At 41.3% G+C, this 17,201-nt stretch carries 14 protein-coding genes; all 14 read right to left on the bottom strand.

Going from position 1 to position 17,201, the window contains the following annotated elements; genetic code table 11:
* Positions 1–26 precede the first annotated feature (26 nt).
* Entirely contained in the window at positions 27–692 is a 666-nt protein-coding gene (locus APB76_RS08300) for an acyltransferase family protein (RefSeq protein ID WP_082880285.1), read from the bottom strand.
* Positions 693–741: 49 nt separating this feature from the next.
* On the bottom strand, positions 742–1,386 hold the full coding sequence (locus tag APB76_RS08295; protein WP_054962221.1) for a hypothetical protein: 645 nt from the start codon (positions 1,384–1,386) through the stop codon (positions 742–744).
* Between the two features lie 5 nt (positions 1,387–1,391).
* On the bottom strand, positions 1,392–2,138 hold the full coding sequence (locus APB76_RS08290; protein WP_049846080.1) for a WecB/TagA/CpsF family glycosyltransferase: 747 nt from the start codon (positions 2,136–2,138) through the stop codon (positions 1,392–1,394).
* A gap of 1 nt (position 2,139) precedes the next feature.
* Positions 2,140–3,339 carry an aspartate-semialdehyde dehydrogenase gene (locus APB76_RS08285; RefSeq protein WP_408058670.1) on the bottom strand — a complete coding sequence of 400 codons (1,200 nt, stop codon included), beginning with the start codon at positions 3,337–3,339 and terminating at the stop codon, positions 2,140–2,142.
* A gap of 94 nt (positions 3,340–3,433) precedes the next feature.
* Positions 3,434–4,690, bottom strand: coding sequence for an O-antigen ligase family protein (locus APB76_RS08280; RefSeq protein WP_054962220.1), 1,257 nt, complete (start codon positions 4,688–4,690; stop codon positions 3,434–3,436).
* A complete protein-coding gene (locus APB76_RS08275) occupies positions 4,674–5,660 on the bottom strand; it encodes an oligosaccharide flippase family protein (protein WP_237767891.1) in 987 nt (328 codons plus the stop codon). The genes APB76_RS08280 and APB76_RS08275 overlap by 17 nt, the downstream gene beginning before the upstream one ends.
* A gap of 199 nt (positions 5,661–5,859) precedes the next feature.
* A complete protein-coding gene (locus APB76_RS08270) occupies positions 5,860–7,002 on the bottom strand; it encodes a glycosyltransferase (RefSeq protein ID WP_054962218.1) in 1,143 nt (380 codons plus the stop codon).
* A 3-nt stretch (positions 7,003–7,005) separates the two neighbouring features.
* Positions 7,006–8,253: a UDP-N-acetyl-D-mannosamine dehydrogenase gene (gene wecC / locus APB76_RS08265; protein WP_049846076.1), complete on the bottom strand. Its 1,248-nt coding sequence runs from the start codon at positions 8,251–8,253 to the stop codon at positions 7,006–7,008.
* Positions 8,254–8,309: 56 nt separating this feature from the next.
* On the bottom strand, positions 8,310–9,440 hold the full coding sequence (gene wecB, locus APB76_RS08260) for a non-hydrolyzing UDP-N-acetylglucosamine 2-epimerase (protein ID WP_049846075.1): 1,131 nt from the start codon (positions 9,438–9,440) through the stop codon (positions 8,310–8,312).
* 8 nt (positions 9,441–9,448) lie between these two features.
* A complete protein-coding gene (locus APB76_RS08255) occupies positions 9,449–11,662 on the bottom strand; it encodes a GumC family protein (RefSeq protein ID WP_054962217.1) in 2,214 nt (737 codons plus the stop codon).
* A 23-nt stretch (positions 11,663–11,685) separates the two neighbouring features.
* Entirely contained in the window at positions 11,686–12,216 is a 531-nt protein-coding gene (locus APB76_RS08250) for a polysaccharide biosynthesis/export family protein (protein WP_049846073.1), read from the bottom strand.
* Positions 12,217–12,244: 28 nt separating this feature from the next.
* On the bottom strand, positions 12,245–13,480 hold the full coding sequence (locus APB76_RS08245) for an outer membrane beta-barrel protein (RefSeq protein ID WP_054962216.1): 1,236 nt from the start codon (positions 13,478–13,480) through the stop codon (positions 12,245–12,247).
* 9 nt (positions 13,481–13,489) lie between these two features.
* A complete protein-coding gene (locus tag APB76_RS08240) occupies positions 13,490–14,899 on the bottom strand; it encodes an undecaprenyl-phosphate glucose phosphotransferase (protein ID WP_054962215.1) in 1,410 nt (469 codons plus the stop codon).
* Between the two features lie 523 nt (positions 14,900–15,422).
* A complete protein-coding gene (locus APB76_RS08235) occupies positions 15,423–17,183 on the bottom strand; it encodes a sigma-54-dependent Fis family transcriptional regulator (RefSeq protein ID WP_054962214.1) in 1,761 nt (586 codons plus the stop codon).
* Positions 17,184–17,201 lie beyond the last annotated feature (18 nt).

Raw genomic sequence — 17,201 nt, 5'->3', positions numbered from 1 at the left:
AGCCGATCAGATCGTAGCTTCTTGATTTAGTTCCATCGATTTAAGCAACAAAGCCCTTTCAAGCTGCTATAAACATATTCTTTATTTATCGCAGTAGTAATCCCTATCAAATAGACCGGAGAAAAGTAAAATAAGCTTTGAAATACATTGACATTTTCTACTGGCCGATGAACTAACAAGGCGACTGTACAAAGACTAAAAATGGTAATAATTTGTAACCTCAATGATAAATTCGCATAGCGAACATGTAGAGGAGACAACACAAAGGTGATCAATATAAATGGAATATACCAATACGCTGGCAAGAACCGACCTGAGACGTAGTACTTTATCGACGGAATAAGGTATTCGTGTATCAAACCTGGTTGTGTTGCATCAAAATAGCCATTAAATTCACCTTGAATAAACACCAAGTAAACCGATATCGGTACAATTCCTAGGAACAAGTACGGCAATAGAACATTATTAGCCTTCTTCTTTAAAAAAGAGATATAGTCGAAATTTTTATAAAAAACTTCATAAAAAAGATATCCAGAAATAAAAACAAACAATGAGGTTCCGCCTGCTATTATATTGCTTATAAAATAGTCAAAGAAATCCGTTCTTTGTACTCCTGATATTCCATAACTATGAGCTGCCACAATAAACACAATAGCGATAGCTCTGAAATTATTGAACGAATTTATCCACACAATATACAATCCTGTATTCTAACCTGTCTGTAGATATACTAGTGACAAGTTATGATTCGCGACATGACGAATGGTCAATCGCGTTAAACGCCAGAAGCTTACACATTCTTTCAGCACCCTTAGACGACTCGAGCAAATCCTTTAAAGATCTGCGGAATCGGTAGCTTTGTGCGCTAGCCAAAAAATTTACGGTAAGCGCAATTTGTTCCTCTTCGGTAAGCATTTCCCACTGTGAGAATTTTTTGTCATACAGCACTAACTTCGTCTCATTCATGTATGGCCCAAATCGCATAGCCAATTTTTCCGGATACTCTATCGCCGCTGGCACAGAATGCTTTTCAGAGAAACGAGACATCTGCAAATAGGGAGCATACCAAGTCGGTCTCGACCGAATACTCTCAATTAGGTACTGATTAACCTCTTCAAGCGATGCGTTTTGGTAGCGTAAAAAGGAATGCCAACTTAAGATATTCGCAGCCAGTTCATATTGATGAGCACCAACATTGGGCAGATAAAGAGTCGTCTCAACCAACAGCCTCTCGTTACCAACACGTTGCTCATCAAACTCGAAGTTTGCTTCATCACTGTACAGTGAAAGTGAATAAGTCAGACTGCTTGTATATGCAACCTGAACCAACTGGAATAACGAGGAGATAACTAAGATCAACGCTATAAATAGAGGAAGAATGTGCATAAACGCTATTTATTGGCCAACAATCGCTTTGATTTCTCCGTTAGGAGTAACCAGGCAAACTTCGAGTTTGTCACCAAATAACGCTTCCACATTCTTCGAGGTTCTTGGATTACTCGGTATAACCACTCTAGACCGTACTTTTGCATCCAAGAAGGAGCGCGATTAACCTTGCCAGCGACAACATCAAAAGTACCACCTACCCCCATAACAAAGTCGACACCTAACTGATCTCTCCACTTATTAATGAAGTTCTCTTTCTTGGGGGATGTAATTGCAACAAAGAGCAGTCTCGCTCCAGATTGCTTAATCAATTGCACAACACTCTCTTCATCATCCCAAAAATAGCCATGGTGTGTTCCTGCTATAGCGAGATCTGGATGTTTCTTGTGCATCCTAGCTGCTGTCTCTTGAACAATGCTCTCTTCTGCTCCAAGATAAAACACTGGAAATGACTCCTCTTCGGCCATCGCATTAAGTGAATGGAAAAGATCGACCCCTGCCACGCGTTCTGGCACTTGATGACCAAGAAAACGAGCGCCCCAAACCACACCCATACCGTCTATATTAATGATATCGCACTCGGTGACGCTTTCTGATAGCGCTTCGTCTTTTCGCATGTTGACGATCTTGGCCACATTAACAACAACATGCTGGGTAAACTGTTTGTCACTAATCCTGCTTTTTATCAAATCTACGGTTTCAGTCATCGTGCCAGAATCCATAGGGCTATTCATAACCATAATTCGCTGCATATTAGTGTTCATCCTGATTTAAGTAGTAAGAAAATGAGTAATACATCCACGCTTGTGTCCAACGCATATAGTTGATTTTGTTAGTGCCTTTTTTATTAACTTGATAAACAAATTGCTTTTTGCCTGGCAAATACAAATGCTCGACTGACCACTTTATGATCTTGCCGATCAACTCAGCGTCACTCTTCGATTTAGACAACTTTGAAAAGGTAATAATCGACTGCGCAACCGAATGTGGATCGAGCGGATATGGATTATCGTTGTAATACCTAGCTAAACCATCTTGCTCAAAAAAATGGGTGCGATAGTAATCTAACCCTTTACCAATAACTTCATCGAATTCCACCGTTGCTAGGCAACGTCGAACAATGTCGAGAGCTTCCAAGTTGTACCCTGTATGGAAGCCATCAATAAACTGATGGTGATGCCTTGCACCATAGACCCAAGAACCATCTGAACGCTGTTCTCGTGCAGATTGTCTGGCAACCTTTAACGCAAGTTGTTTGTAATGATCGTTATCAGTTTCATTAGCAACCGTCGCCACCCAAGCAGCAGCCCATAAGCTCGCATTATGCACAAACGCGGTTTCTCCTGGGATATAGGCAAAGAAGCAACGTCGATCAGACTCCGTATAGAGTGAGTTCACAATAAAATTCGCTGCATCAAGCGCAGGAGCTTTGAATCTTTCACTTCCACTCAGCCCCTGTTTATCAAGGATTCTGGCTAGTTCTAACAAAGCTTGAGAAACATAAACGGTTGTGATTACGTTTGGCTTACCTTTGGGCACGTAGAAAGCTCTCGCTTTCCAGTCGAAGTGGTAACCCCAACAACTGTGTTTCCATTGCTGCTTATCGCACTCTTGAGTCAATAGCCAGTCGCCAAGCTCTACGCTTAAATCGAGATACTTTGTTTCTTTCGTTCTTTTGTAGTCTTCAAGCATGCCCAGAATAAACAAACCTATCCCTTTCGGATTACGTTTTTTAGGAACACCCGCCAAAGGGCGAAAATTGATTGGAGAGCGTTTAAAGAGCTGGATCCAAGCTAAACCCACCAATCCTTTCTTTAGTCTAGGAAGAACATCAAATAGACGACTATTCAATCCATCAAATGGGTCATAACCACTAAACTCATCTAAGACTGACTCTGACAATACTTGTTGTTTAACCACAAGAGCATTATTTCGGACCTCTGCTAACGTCACTTTTTCTTTCCTTGTTTACCAATCATTTCTATGCAGAAATGAGAATTTAATTCGAAAATGGCTATCACAAACTTGTGCCTGTATAAAAAACACCTCAGCTTCTCCGCAAGATAGTCGTACATGAGCCCCTAACATCAAGCTCGGTGGTGCTTTTCTCTCGCTCATACTCTTTAAATAACATTGATATTGTTACTAACCATAGGAGGGTTAAATAGTTGGGAATTGGTCCAATCGCCCCACTTTCCAACGCTCCAGTAACGAGGATAAAAATAAAAAGTGAAGAAGCTAACTTTGATTTAAAAGTAACCAAAAAGTAGACTTGAATTGCTAGAATAATGAATACAGGCAATGAACCAATAACACCTGATGACAACAAAAGCTGCAGAATAAATTGGTGGCTATTGACTGTCGTCCAACCCCAACTTGTTTCAAAATGAAGGGGAAGGAGTTGTTTTGATGCAGCATACCCGTACCCAAGCCACGGCTTTTCAGCGATCAATTCGGTAACAACCTCCCAAATCATTGTTCGTCCAGTAAAGGTAAATAGCTCTTCAAGACCTCCACTTCTGGTTAGTGATGGTAATATATTCAAGTAAATTTCTGTCGCCCAAATAGTCGTCGCTAAAGTCAAACCGATAAATAGCAAATAGACGATAGACGCATAGCGCCTGTGCAAAAAGTAGTAACTAGTCGCCAAAATGAGCGCTAACATTGACGTTCTACTTTGCGACAATAAAAGAACAGCAAGAATAGCGGTAAACAAGACATATTTTATTCGTTCTGGTCGACCATGTCCTTTTACTACCAATAGTAGAAATAAACTTAGCGCTGAAACTTGGCCAATAGCATTGGCGTTACTCCCAAGACCTTTGAACCTTACCCCTTCGATATACCCCATATCATTCCAGTACTCTTGAAGAGCAATACTTGGAATGGCGACATAGAAAATCAAGGAAAGTATGCAGATCCCTAGTGAGGCCAATAGGAACGCATTCGTTGCCTGCTGATAATCAAACAGGCGAAACATGACGATGCTCGTTAGCACGAATATGCAAAAAACAAGCGATGCCATTATCGAATAGCTTCCTGCTGGAGAAGTTGGTGACTGAATCAGAATTAAAGCTGCATATATTAAAATCATCCACTGAGGCAATGACATTGGCCTCAAGTTAATCCTTAATGCGAAGAACAGGCTAATCGCACCGCAGAACAACCAAACAAACGCTTTAATAACCAACTGTAGGTCCATACCCTCGGACTCGACACCTCTATTCCTAAACGTAGAAACAGTGGCAACAATCAGCAAGATATATATTGCCAATACGAACTTGTTGCTAATTCTGATGATCACGATCTATTCCCATAACTTTGTGTAAGGAAAGTGCGACGATAATGAGCCAGCCAATTGCCATCGAACTCGGCATTGCGAACACACCAAGGTAACTAATAGATGCAACTAAAAACAGTTGAGCGCTCAGTGCACACACAACCCGATTGATAAACATTTGTTTGGCCATTTTCGTTATGTACAACGCGTTCTCTAGAAAGTGACCAAATATCATGAATACGTAAGCAATAGAAAACGGAAGGAGCACTTGCACCAAATCTTGGTATTTCCCGGAATACAGCAATTCGTTTATTTCATCAGAGAAGAAAATCGTAGCTGTCATATATGGCATTGCAATCAGCCCAACAATCGCCATCGACTTCATCAAGCTCTTTATTAATGCTGACTTACCCTGTGAATGGTACTTTTTTGAAGAGTCCACTTTATCAAACGAGTCCACTGCACTGATCAATACTTGTACAGGTTGAAGAAGGTTTCGAGCAACAGATAACAATGCAACCATTCCTGGACCGAAAATAAACCCTGAAGAGATAATTAATAAGTTGTTATAGCCACCAAAAGCAAACCCGCTCAAGATTTCATATTTCTGCAATTTGAGTTGTTTACTTACGAACTGCCTATCGAAACGCCAGCTTATTTTAACTTCAGCCTTTACCAACAACGTAGCAATAATGAATGAAGCTGGGTAGGCATAAATAACGTCGAGAGATAAAACATATAGAACCGAGCTCAAGACGAATAGAAACGACGCATTGGTAATACATAGCCTAAGAATGTTCTGGTAGTCACCTCTACGCCATAATAGCCTTCTCTTAAACTCATAGACCCACAAAGACAAGCTCAATACCAAGCAATACGTCGCCCACTCAATAACGCTAAGAGAATTCATAATGCAGAAAACAACAACAATTACCGTACTAATCACGCCGATAATCAGTGATGAGAAAAATGAGGTCTGATTTAAAGACCTCACAAACGATTCAGTGAAATCACTGGAAATCGATAAAGGTATCGAAATCAAATTTCTTTGAATTCCCTGAAAGAAAATGACCGTGGCTAAACAAAGGGAATATGCGCCCAGAACATGTTCGCTCGCCACGTTGGCCAAAAACACAAAGAAGACAAACGTTCCCCCAGAGTAAAACATTTGATCCGCAAGAGCGGTAAAGACCTTAAGCTTCATTGATTTTCTCAGCGATCAAGCCTGCTTTGTAAGACCAGCGCTCTCTGTCCATATTAAGCTTTTGGCATTCCCCTTTAATAACAGCTGTACGTAAGTGCTCAACAAATTCATCATAATCATTAGTGACTTCGATGTTCGATGTACCAAACTCATCCCAACCATTGAAAAACGTTGAAACAATTGGTTTTCCAGCGGTCAAATATTCTTTAAACTTGACTGGACTACAGAACTTAATCCACTCGTTTTTCTGCCAGTACATAGTCAGGACATCACATGCATGTAGGTAAGCAGGCACTTCTTCTTGGCTCTTTTTACCAAGGAAGTGAATATTTTTCGGTATCGACTGTTTCGAAAAGTGCTCTCCCATACTGACCTCTCCTACTAGAAAAAATTCAGCATCCGGAATCTGCTTAGCTGAGTACATTAAAAGGTCAATATCAAACGTGTGAGAATCGATGGCCCCTACAAACATAATCTTTGGTTTAGTCGTTGATGCTAGCTCGGTTTCTCGTTGCTTTAGCTGTTGATCAAAAAACACATCAGCAACCCCATGAGAGACATGTAAAGTTGATTTTGCTAGTTTATGTTCTTCGTTTTGTAACGCTTTCGAACAATAGATGACTAATCCCGAATCTTTGATCAGTTTATCAACACTCTTCTTAATAAACTGGGTATCTCCATCCGCCAGCATTTCATTTTTGTCCGTACGCTGGTAAACCACATTGTCTTTTTTTAGATCGATAGCATCTGAAATCGTTGGCGTTACCACCCACATAAGTGGCTGACGTATGCCCAACTTTTTAGTGATGTATGCGACTTGAGCCTTTAGGAAAAGATTAGAGAGAAACGAAAGCATTTTTCCTGGTACATAGATTGGTGAATAAACGTAAAAGTTATCTTCAACTTGTACAAAACCACGAGAAATGCTCTTCAATTTCCGCTTAATTTTATCAGCAATGTTGGAAGTTTTTCCTAATGTAGGAACACGCATACCTACCGAATTGATAAACAGTACCTTTTGTTCTTTTGACAGCTCTCGCATCACCTTCATATCAAAGTGGCCTTTGTTGTGATACCACCAGTCAGCACCGCCAAAACACACAATACCATCATAGTTATTCAGTTTAGCCATGCTTTATAGACCTCGTGTATCGATAATCACTTTTTTGGCAAAGCTTGTTTTATCAGCCAATTTGAATTGTTTGTGATCAACGAGAACAACAACAATATTCGCTCGTTCAATCGCGCTTTCAAATGAGGTTAACTCTAGATCTTTTTGTTTCAATTTCTCTGGAAGCTCATCAATATTAGGTTCTACGAGCAACAGTTCACCGACGTTACGTTGAGTCAACTCTTCAACTATTTGTAGTGCTGGACTTTCACGCAGATCATCAATGTCAGCTTTAAATGCTAGCCCCAAACAAGCGACAACTGGGCGTTTAAACTCATCGGCAGATTTTTCAATTTGCTCTATGACATGGAATGGCTTCGAATCATTCACAAGCCTTGCCTGACGAATGAGTTTCGCGTCATCAGGGGCACTGTCGACAATAAACCAAGGGTCAACGGCAATACAGTGACCACCGACACCCGGACCAGGGTTCAAAATATTAACCCTTGGGTGGCGGTTAGATAGCTTGATCAATTCCCATACATTAATTTTTAGCTTTTCACAAATAATGGAAAGCTCATTGGCAAACGCTATGTTGACGTCTCGGAAAGAGTTTTCTGTCAACTTGGCCATTTCGGCAGTTCGAGCATTGGTAACGATGCACTCTCCGCGAACAAACGTTTGGTACAGTTCAGAAGCCCTTTCACTACATGCTGCTGATAGACCACCAATGACGCGATCATTAGAGACTAGTTCCTGAATAACATAACCCGGTAGAACCCGCTCTGGACAATGGGCAATTTTGATATCTGCGCTATCACCACAATCTTGAGGAAAGCTAAGATCTGGTCGTGCTTCTTTGAGCCAGTTGGCTAACTTCTCTGTCGCACCAACAGGTGAAGTCGATTCCAATACAACTAGGTTGCCTTTTTCTAAAACTGGAGCGATTGAGCGTGCCGCCGATTCAACATATGACAGATCGGGTTTATGATCACCACAATCACTGTGTAGAAATGGCGTTGGTACGGCTACCATAAAGGCGTCTGCTTTTTCTGGGGCAGTCGTTGCTCTTAAGTTTCCAGTAGCTACAACACCTTTGACGATAATATCTAAATCTGGCTCAACAATATGGATATTGCCCGCATTGATAGTCTCTACAGCATTTTGGTCAACATCGACACCAACAACGTTAATACCTCGTGATGCGACGACGGCTGCCGTAGGCAAACCGATATAACCTAACCCGATTACAGAAACTGTTTTAAAAGACATAAAAATCCCTTCAACTAAATGCCAAAATTTGAAAAATAACTAAATTGAAATAACTGCTAAAAATGTTCTTTGATGATGTTAACGATGCGCTTACTTGTCTTGCCGTCACCGTAAGGATTATGCGCCAAACTCATTTTCTGATAAGCCTCATCATTTAGCAGCAGCGTTTCGACCTCGTGAACAATGGTATCTTTGTCTGTACCGACCAATTTAACAGTTCCTGCTTCTACGGCTTCTGGACGCTCTGTGGTGTTTCTCATAACCAGTACAGGCTTACCTAGAGAAGGCGCTTCTTCTTGAATACCGCCTGAATCCGTCAGAATGATATGTGCTTTGTTCATCAGATAAACGAAAGGTAAATAGTCTTGAGGCTCAATTAAAACAACGTTATCTGCACCTGAAAGCAGTCGATTCACTGGCTCTCTCACATTTGGGTTTAAATGCACTGGATAGACAATTTGACTATTTGAATGTTTACTGGCGATCTCTTTCAATGCCTGGCAAATATTCTCAAAACCACTGCCAAAACTCTCGCGTCGATGTCCGGTTACAAGGATCATTTTTTTATCGCTGTCTATCTGCGCAAACGTATTTGCATACAGTACAGAGAGTTCCGGATCACTCTCTAACTTTTCAGTAACAGCAAGTAGCGCATCAACGACGGTGTTACCAGTGATATGAATCCCTTGTTCAATGTTTTCTTTACGCAAGTTGTTGTACGAAGTTCTTGTCGGTGCGAAATGCAGCGTAGATATCGCTCCCGTTAACTTGCGATTTCCTTCCTCTGGCCATGGGGAGTATATGTTCTGCGTGCGCAGGCCTGCTTCTACATGACCAATCGCGATCTGCTGATAATAAGCTGCTAGGCTGGTTGATAAGGTTGTTGCCGTATCACCATGAACTAACACAATATCTGGCTTAAAAGACTCCAAAATTGGTTTTAAACCTAACATAATGTTTGACGTTACTTCGTAGAGGGACTGACCTGGCTTCATAATATTTAGGTCGAAATCGGGCTTGATTTCAAAAAGTTCTAAGACTTGATCAAGCATTTCTCTGTGCTGCGCCGTCACACACACTTTGGAATCGATCCCCTCTGCGCCAGCCAGTTCATGGACTAATGGTGCCATCTTGATGGCTTCTGGACGCGTCCCAAAAACTGAAAGTACCTTAATATTCTTATCCATTGTCATCCCTACGATTGTCCATACGCATAAGTGGCGTACTCTGAATATGTATGCTTCCCTTTTTTCGGTGCTGGAACTTGATTTAGCACCACTCCATCGATAGCAATTGTGTGTTTGGTAAAGAGCGTCATCGTATGTTTGTAAACAGACTTAGTCGTACTATTCGCTTTAAGAACTAAGATAATTCCCCCTGTAATTTTTCCGACAATAAACGAGTCTTTTACTGGCAGTATCGGCGGCGTATCGATGATAATTCGGTCATATTTAGTTTCTAGATCTCGAATCATTTCTGCGAAGCCTTGGCTTCCTAACAACTCCTGAGGATCGGGAGCAACCATACCAGCACTCATAACATCTAAGTTGCTTCCTTCAATACTTGTAATACTCTCTTCAAGCGGGTGATTCATCAGCAGGTGATTAACCAACCCAGGTGTAGATGGGTTTAATTTGAATCGTTGAGCAATTGAAGGCTTTCTCAAGTCACAATCGATTAAAAGAACCTTTTCTAACTTAGAAAAAGAGAGCGCCAGATTCACAGAAGTTGTGGTCTTTCCTTCTCCTGGAACAGAGGATGAAACAGCGATGAGCTTTCTTTGCGTGTTGTGCAGACTCAAAACTAAAGAAGTACGAATTGAGTCAATAGATTCTTGGAAAACAACAAACTTGTTATTACCAAACACACTAGAGTCGAGCGGTGACTTCTTATACATCTTATCTTTGATCTTCGGAATAGTACCTGTCGGTAGCAACCCGAGTTTATTCTCAAAGTCTCGCGATGATTCGATAGTATTATTGAAAGCATCTTGGGCAATAACCACGACAAGTGCAAATCCCAAACTCAGCGCAAAGGCAAGTGCCACGATCAGTTTTCTATTTGGTTTGCTTGGTGACTCCGGTATAAGGGCATAGTCGCTGAATCGAGCATTAGAAGAACTGAAGTCACTGGTTGCAGAAGCCTCTTTTTGTCTCGTTAGAAACAAGTCATAAAGCTTGGCGTTGGTATCAACATCTCGCTTTAGAACATCGTATTCTCTCTTAACGATACTGAGTGATTGAAACTCATCTTTTTTGGCTAGTAGCTCTTCTCTTAACAACATTTCTTGGTTAACCGCGCTTGCTAGTTCTTTCTCAATACCATTGACCAACTTGGCAACCACGCGATTTGCACGAAGTGAAATAGTTTCCAGCTGAGCCTGCGCTTGGATCATTTTATCGTGCTTAGGTCCGTAGCGTTTAGAGAGTTCACTCACCCGTTTCACGGCTTCTGATTCAGCTTGACGAATATCGCGAATCTGGGGGTGATTAGAAATCAATGGTATAGAAGCTAAGGCTGCCACCTCTTTACTTTCGCTTTTTCTTAAGGCGCTATAGATAGACTGTGTTTCTATACGTTTTTCTGTCGCTTTTGCAATACGATCCGTTAAGTTCGACAACTCTGAACTGGTTAACGCTACGATGCCACTGTCATCAATCAACTCCTGCTGCTTTAGAAACGCTAACAATTTGGTTTCAGATTCATCGAGCTTGTTCTTTAGTTCACTCAGACGCGAATTGATCCAACTTGTCGCTTGTTCTGTAGCGAGAAGCTTTGACTCTAAATTGTTCTCAATAAACGCATGGCCTACTTCATTGGCAATCTGTGCTGCAAGCTTTGGATCTTCCGCCTCGAAGCTAATCTTAACGAGTTGGGTTTTACGAATAGGTTCAATCGATAGCTTCGCTTTAAATGCTTTAAGAACTTTTCGATTTACCTGTTGCTCTTCGTCAATTTGGGCCGATTGTTCCCTATCCTTCTCTGACAGATAAGCTTTAAGAATAGTGAGTTCACTTAGCGCCGATTTAAGCTGAGAAAAAAGACCGGGATCAACCTGTCGTAATGACGCGTTAAACTCCTCGACACTTGCCAAGTCTAACTTGTCAATAACTCGTTGCGCGACTTGGTTAGACTTGAGTATCTCTAACTGAGTTTGATAGTACTCTTTTGTACTCGTATCAAAACCAACGATTTCTTCAATGGAAACCGCTTTTTTTGTCGACGAATCAATGAGCAAAGTTGCGGTCGCCTTGTATACTGGTGTGATCGACAACACTACGAGTACCGTGATGGCACTACAAAGCACTGCAAAAATCACTATTGGCAACCACCTCGTTTTAATCAAGTGTATGTAGTAGCCTAGGTCTAGAAGTTGAGAATGTGGAACAGTCTCAGATTGGGAATTCATTTTTAAATCCATGTTAAACGGGGCTAAAAGAAACTTTGTTCGATGACAATGATGTCACCAGGCAATACGGAAGAGGAAAGTTTGGCTTTATTCTTCGTTTCATCATCGCCTGCCTTAGATACGAATACTTTGTTCCGAGCAGCCCTATCCGTAAAACCACCCGCCAAAGCAATGGCCTTATCAACGGTTAATCCTGGCTGGTATTCGTAACCACCGGGCTTTTTAACTTCACCATTGACATAGATACTTCTAAAACCAACGACTGAGACGCGTACTTTTGGCGAGATCAAGTAATCACCCTTCAATCCAATGTAAATCTCTTGTTTTAGCTGTTCAGGAGTTTTACCAATCGCCTCGAGTTGGCCTAGGTACGGGTAGTCAAAGCTACCGCTATTATTTATGTACAGCTCATCTATAGACAAATCATCTTCACCATAAACAGAGATTTGGATCTTGTCCCCAGCACCCAATTTGTATGTCCCTTGAAAAGCGACTGCCTGTAAACTGAACAATGCAGTGGCTAACAGTAGCAAGGTATGAAAGCTCAACCTCATTTCAAATATCCTTAATATCTTGGTGCAATTACAGAACTAGGTTTACAGACAAATACCAAACGTTCTGTTTGTAACTGTTTTCATTTATGGTCGAGTTGACCCTCTCGTACTTCCAACCTAGAACTAAATCAGTGATATCATTTAAGGTGTAACCAAGTGCTAATCTGTTTGAATAAAAATCGTCATCACGGTTTGAGCTTGAGTAGTCGCTATTTCGTAGCAAGAGTTCAATATCGCTGTAAAAGTTGCTTTTCCAATGGTGCTTCCAGCCCGATGTTAGAAACTTGTCTTTCACATAGTTTCGTCCTTGTTCAGGGTCACGAACGCGCTGCCCACCCAATAACGTCACCTGCGAGTGTTCCAGTGGATTCCAAGTCAAATCAACGTCCCAACTAAATCCGGTAAACTGATCCTTTTGAGAATCTTCGTAATCTTTGTTTTGCAGACCAAGTCGAAGCTTACCGGTTGTTTTTCCAGACATATCCCACTTGGAGCCAATCATATAGAATTGATCAAGGCTATCTTGAGAGCGGGTTGTCGCCGGGTCAGCTAAATCATAGTTGCGCTTGACTAACTCAATTTCAAACAAGGCCTGAGTCGCAGGCATCACTCGATAGTAAAATGCCGAACCGCCACTAACTTCATCAAAATCTTTATATTTAGTACTCAACTGAGCTAGGTTAGGATTGCTGATGTCACGGTAATTCTTATAACTACGATCCAAGTAACCCAATGAAAGCTCTAGCCTTCCTTTGGCACCTTCACTACCGTAAACATAAGTACTATTGATGTCGTTAATCAGATACTCAACCGGATCGGTAACTACGGTTGAAAGTGAATCACCCGCACTCAGTCCGGTACCCCTCTCCTCATGGAGCAAGAGCAAGTTATAATTCAAAGACACGCCGTGCTTAGAATTTAACCTGATAAAGTTGTTGGTAATAAACTTGTGATCTAAAAAATTGTCGTCACTGCTATCAAAATAAGTGCCTGAAGAAATCTGGTATGCTACCAGATGCTCGTTGCCACCACGGTCAGACTCAAAAGCAATACCTGGCTCCAATACCAAAACACCTGACGACTCTGGCTTCTGACTGCTAGAAAAACGACCGATGTTATCATTGTGCTCGAGGCTACTTTCAAACAGCGGTGTGATTCTTATTCCCGACTCAGTAACATAGCCACGCTCTTCATTCGCATGAGCAGCATAGCAGGCACAACTTGTAAGCAGTGAAAGTGCGATTGTTGATTTATTAAGTTTCATCTAAAATCCTTAATATGCTGTTTTTGCGACAAAACCTTTAAATATGGTTAGAAATATGATTCTCAAATCTAATGACAGGCTCCAGTTTTGGATATATTTGAGATCGTACTCGACGCGTTTTTCCATTTTCTCAAGCGTATCGGTTTCACCTCGATAGCCACTAATTTGGGCCAATCCGGTAATTCCGGGCTTAACCTTATGTCTCAACATATATTTGTCGACGATTTGGCGATATTCTTCGTTGTGCGCAACAGCATGTGGTCGTGGTCCGACGATAGACATTCTTCCTTGAATTACGTTGATAAACTGAGGCAGTTCGTCAAGAGAGGTTCGTCGAATAAAAGCGCCAAACCTCGTCACTCTGGGATCATTTTTCGTCGCTTGCTTTACAATATTTCCGTTATCGGTCGTATTCATAGAGCGAAACTTCCACACCTTAATTGCCGCTCCATCTAATCCGTAGCGTATTTGTTTGAAAATAATAGGCCCTGGCCCAGATAACTTGACACCAATGGCTACGAACAATAAAACCGGGCTAATTAACAACGCAATCAGAGTCGCTAGCACAACATCTTCGATGCGTTTCACAACACTCGCCAGTCCATAAAATGGAGTATCTTGAACGCTAATTGTTGGACTATTACCAATGGTTCTCCAACGCGCTTGCATTAATTCATAAGTATAAATATCCGGTATCAAATAGACTCGAGCAGTAGTATCAGAAAACATTTTAACCACATCTTTTACTCGCTTAACTTCTCCCATAGGCAGAGCGATATAAACGTGTCGAACTTCGCGTTTCTTGGCTTTCTCGACCGAATCTTTTATGGTTCCTAGTATCGGCTTACTCAAGCCATCTTTAGCCAAACGACTTGGTTCTCTGTCATCATAAAAGCCAACAAAATCAAGGCTAGAAGACTTATCATTAGCAATATCATGCGCCAAGCGAATACCAGCATTTGACACGCCAACAATTATCGCCTTTTGCTTATACTGGTGCTTTTTATAATGCGAACGAATAAGCTGGTTTCCAGCTAATCTACTTGAGATGATTAGGAGCGGCGTCGCAAGCATCCATGTAGTTATCACCACTCTAGAATGCACTTCCGTCCATTTGGTAAAAAAAGCGAAAAGTAAAAGGACAAGTAAAGTTTGCAGCCAAGCACCAATAATGTTCTTAAATTCGTGTCGTTGAACAAACACCCCATTATATCTATACAGCCCTGATTGCTCGGCAAAAAATACAAACAAGAGAGCCGACAATAGTCCTGAAATAGTATAAATCTTAGAGAAATCACCTAGGTAAATTGTGGATACTGCCAAAAGAAATGAAACAATCACAATTCCATCAACTATTCGATAGAGAGCGCTTGATTCATTTTCACCGAATTTAACCTTACTGTGCGTTGTCATATCCATATTTAGGTACGCTACCGCCTCTAAGTCGTAGCTCTTAGAGTTATTGAGTTAATAAACATTTAATTTCTACGTATGGCTTCCACATAGATAAATAAAAGCGCAATCATTTTCATTTATTAACAAGCAGAAAGTAAAGTCTCATTTTTGATAAACAAAATAAGTTCTTTAGATGGTTAAATCTCAGCCATAAAATATTACAGAAATATTATCAAACCCTTCAATAAATGGAGATTAGATCTCATTATCGCTTAATAGCCAGCAAAGCTACCAGGCATTCTCAATTATTGGACATAAGATCGTCAATTATCACATTTAAGACAAATTGGCAGACCGACACTTATTTATTGCATTCTATTTGACAATCTCAATAAATTATCAACCTGTGATTGAGTTGAGAATTTTATAAAACCACAAAAGGTGATATTCAAGGTTAGGTTATGGATTTAATGAAGCACAGTAGATAGCGCTTTTGATTGACGATGAATAATTCGATGATATTTATATAATTGGGCGGTTAAGCCGTTCATTTCGTTTTAATGAGACCCAATGCTTTCAGTTTGCGATAAACCGTATTTCTGCTGACTCCAAGAACGCGAGATACCTTACTGACATTCCCATTATGGGTATGGTAGGTATCGATTAATGCTGAATTCAATGTCGACTTCAAATCCAATGTTTCAATCTCGCTCTCGCTTGCTACTTCTAGTAACGGCTGGGCAAAGTGTGATGGAACATGTTCAATCCCAATTTCGCTAACATCACTTGCAATCAAACAGGTTACCTTCAACAGGTTATCTAGCTCCCTTAGATTGCCCGGCCATCGATAACGAAGTAGCGACTGTATTAAGGAAGAGGTAATTCTTTGCCCGTTCTGCTGGTGTTTAGCGTGTATCGCATGAATTATTGCTAGTTTGTCTTCACGTTGATAGAGAGAAGGTAAGCTAACCACTAATCCATTGAGGCGGTAATAGAGATCTTGCCTGAATCTCCCCTCAGCAACCAATTGAGTGAGCTCTTGGTGTGTCGCCGCTATTACTTGAATATCCACTTTATAGGACTGGGCAGATCCTACTGGCATAACGATCTTGTCTTGCAACACAGTTAACAAACGACACTGCGCATCTAGCGGCATCTCCCCTATTTCATCCAAAAACAAGATTCCTTTGTCTGCTTGCCTTATACGCCCACAATAGCCTTGTTTATTCGCCCCCGTAAACGCACCTGATGCATGGCCAAACAGTTCAGACTCAATTAAATCTTTGGGCAAAGCGCCGCAGTTAACTGTTACAAGTGGTTGTTTATTGCGTGCACTATGTTTATGTAGCGCTTTTACAAACTCACCTTTACCCACTCCTGTTTCACCCAGTATCAATAAACTAATGTCACAACCCATGACCTTATTGGCCTGCTGCCACGCTTGCTCTACTTTGTCATCGCCGTAATGGAGTTCACTTGCCACACTCAGCCATTTCTTACCGCGAAATTTATTGCCCAAACTCTTTTTTTCAACAAAAAACTGACACTGTTGTTGAGGCTGATTTAGCAAGTCTTCAAAGTGTTCCCCGACTAGGGACACGTGAGGGATAAGCCGGCTCGCCACCTGATTATGAGCGATCACGTGGCCGCTATCATCTGCAATAACAATTCCCTGCCAGCCGCTTTGTAATACTGATTCATTGTGGGCAAGGTTTATCTGCAATGCGCCTTCTGGGATGTGTGTCAGCATGTAGTTTTCAACCAACTGCACCATGTTCTGTACCAAAAGTTGGGTAGTCATATCATGCTTACTTTGCTCACTAGTTATATCCAGAATCCCCACTAGCTCGCCAAAGTGGTTAAACAATGGACTTGCCGAACAACTTATAAATCGGTGCTGTTTAATAAAGTGCTGCTCGCCAATAATAGATACCGCTCTCTTTTCGAACAGGGCAGTGCCTATGGCGTTAGTTCCTTTCAGTTTTTCCTGCCAGCAGGTTCCCGACTCCAAGGCAATAGACATCAATTTCTCACGAAACTTCTCTTGCCCCCAACTGGCAAGAATCACCCCTTCGTCATCAGTCAAGATTAATCGGCTATCACTGCGCGACAACACTTGACTGAATAGAGGAAGAGCACATTCTTCAACAGCCTCTATTACACCTTGCGCTTTGTATCGCCTCTCTTTTAGTAACGCGTTTGAAACATTGATATCTTCCGGCTTTTTGATTTGCTTTAAGCCTGCGATTTCGCTTCTTTGCCATGAAGAAGCTAGCCATTTATCAGATTGTATCGTTTGTAGTTCCATACCTGTTCCAACTTTGAA

Origin of the sequence: Vibrio bivalvicida (assembly GCF_001399455.2) — a bacterium.
GTDB classification, from domain to species: Bacteria; Pseudomonadota; Gammaproteobacteria; order Enterobacterales; family Vibrionaceae; genus Vibrio; species Vibrio bivalvicida.
The sequence above is the reverse complement of the archived record's forward strand: the minus strand, read 5'-3'. Positions and strand labels throughout refer to the sequence as shown.

What these genes read in the sequence shown, in the direction of transcription:
- wecB (WP_049846075.1), bottom strand. Translation starts at nt 9,440, where the DNA reads ATGGATAAGAATATTAAGGTACTTTCAGTTTTTGGGACGCGTCCAGAA.
- APB76_RS08295 (WP_054962221.1), bottom strand. Translation starts at nt 1,386, where the DNA reads ATGCACATTCTTCCTCTATTTATAGCGTTGATCTTAGTTATCTCCTCG.
- APB76_RS08240 (WP_054962215.1), bottom strand. Translation starts at nt 14,899, where the DNA reads ATGGATATGACAACGCACAGTAAGGTTAAATTCGGTGAAAATGAATCA.
- APB76_RS08245 (WP_054962216.1), bottom strand. Translation starts at nt 13,480, where the DNA reads ATGAAACTTAATAAATCAACAATCGCACTTTCACTGCTTACAAGTTGT.
- APB76_RS08235 (WP_054962214.1), bottom strand. Translation starts at nt 17,183, where the DNA reads ATGGAACTACAAACGATACAATCTGATAAATGGCTAGCTTCTTCATGG.
- wecC (WP_049846076.1), bottom strand. Translation starts at nt 8,253, where the DNA reads ATGTCTTTTAAAACAGTTTCTGTAATCGGGTTAGGTTATATCGGTTTG.
- APB76_RS08290 (WP_049846080.1), bottom strand. Translation starts at nt 2,138, where the DNA reads ATGCAGCGAATTATGGTTATGAATAGCCCTATGGATTCTGGCACGATG.
- APB76_RS08270 (WP_054962218.1), bottom strand. Translation starts at nt 7,002, where the DNA reads ATGGCTAAACTGAATAACTATGATGGTATTGTGTGTTTTGGCGGTGCT.
- APB76_RS08255 (WP_054962217.1), bottom strand. Translation starts at nt 11,662, where the DNA reads ATGAATTCCCAATCTGAGACTGTTCCACATTCTCAACTTCTAGACCTA.
- APB76_RS08250 (WP_049846073.1), bottom strand. Translation starts at nt 12,216, where the DNA reads ATGAGGTTGAGCTTTCATACCTTGCTACTGTTAGCCACTGCATTGTTC.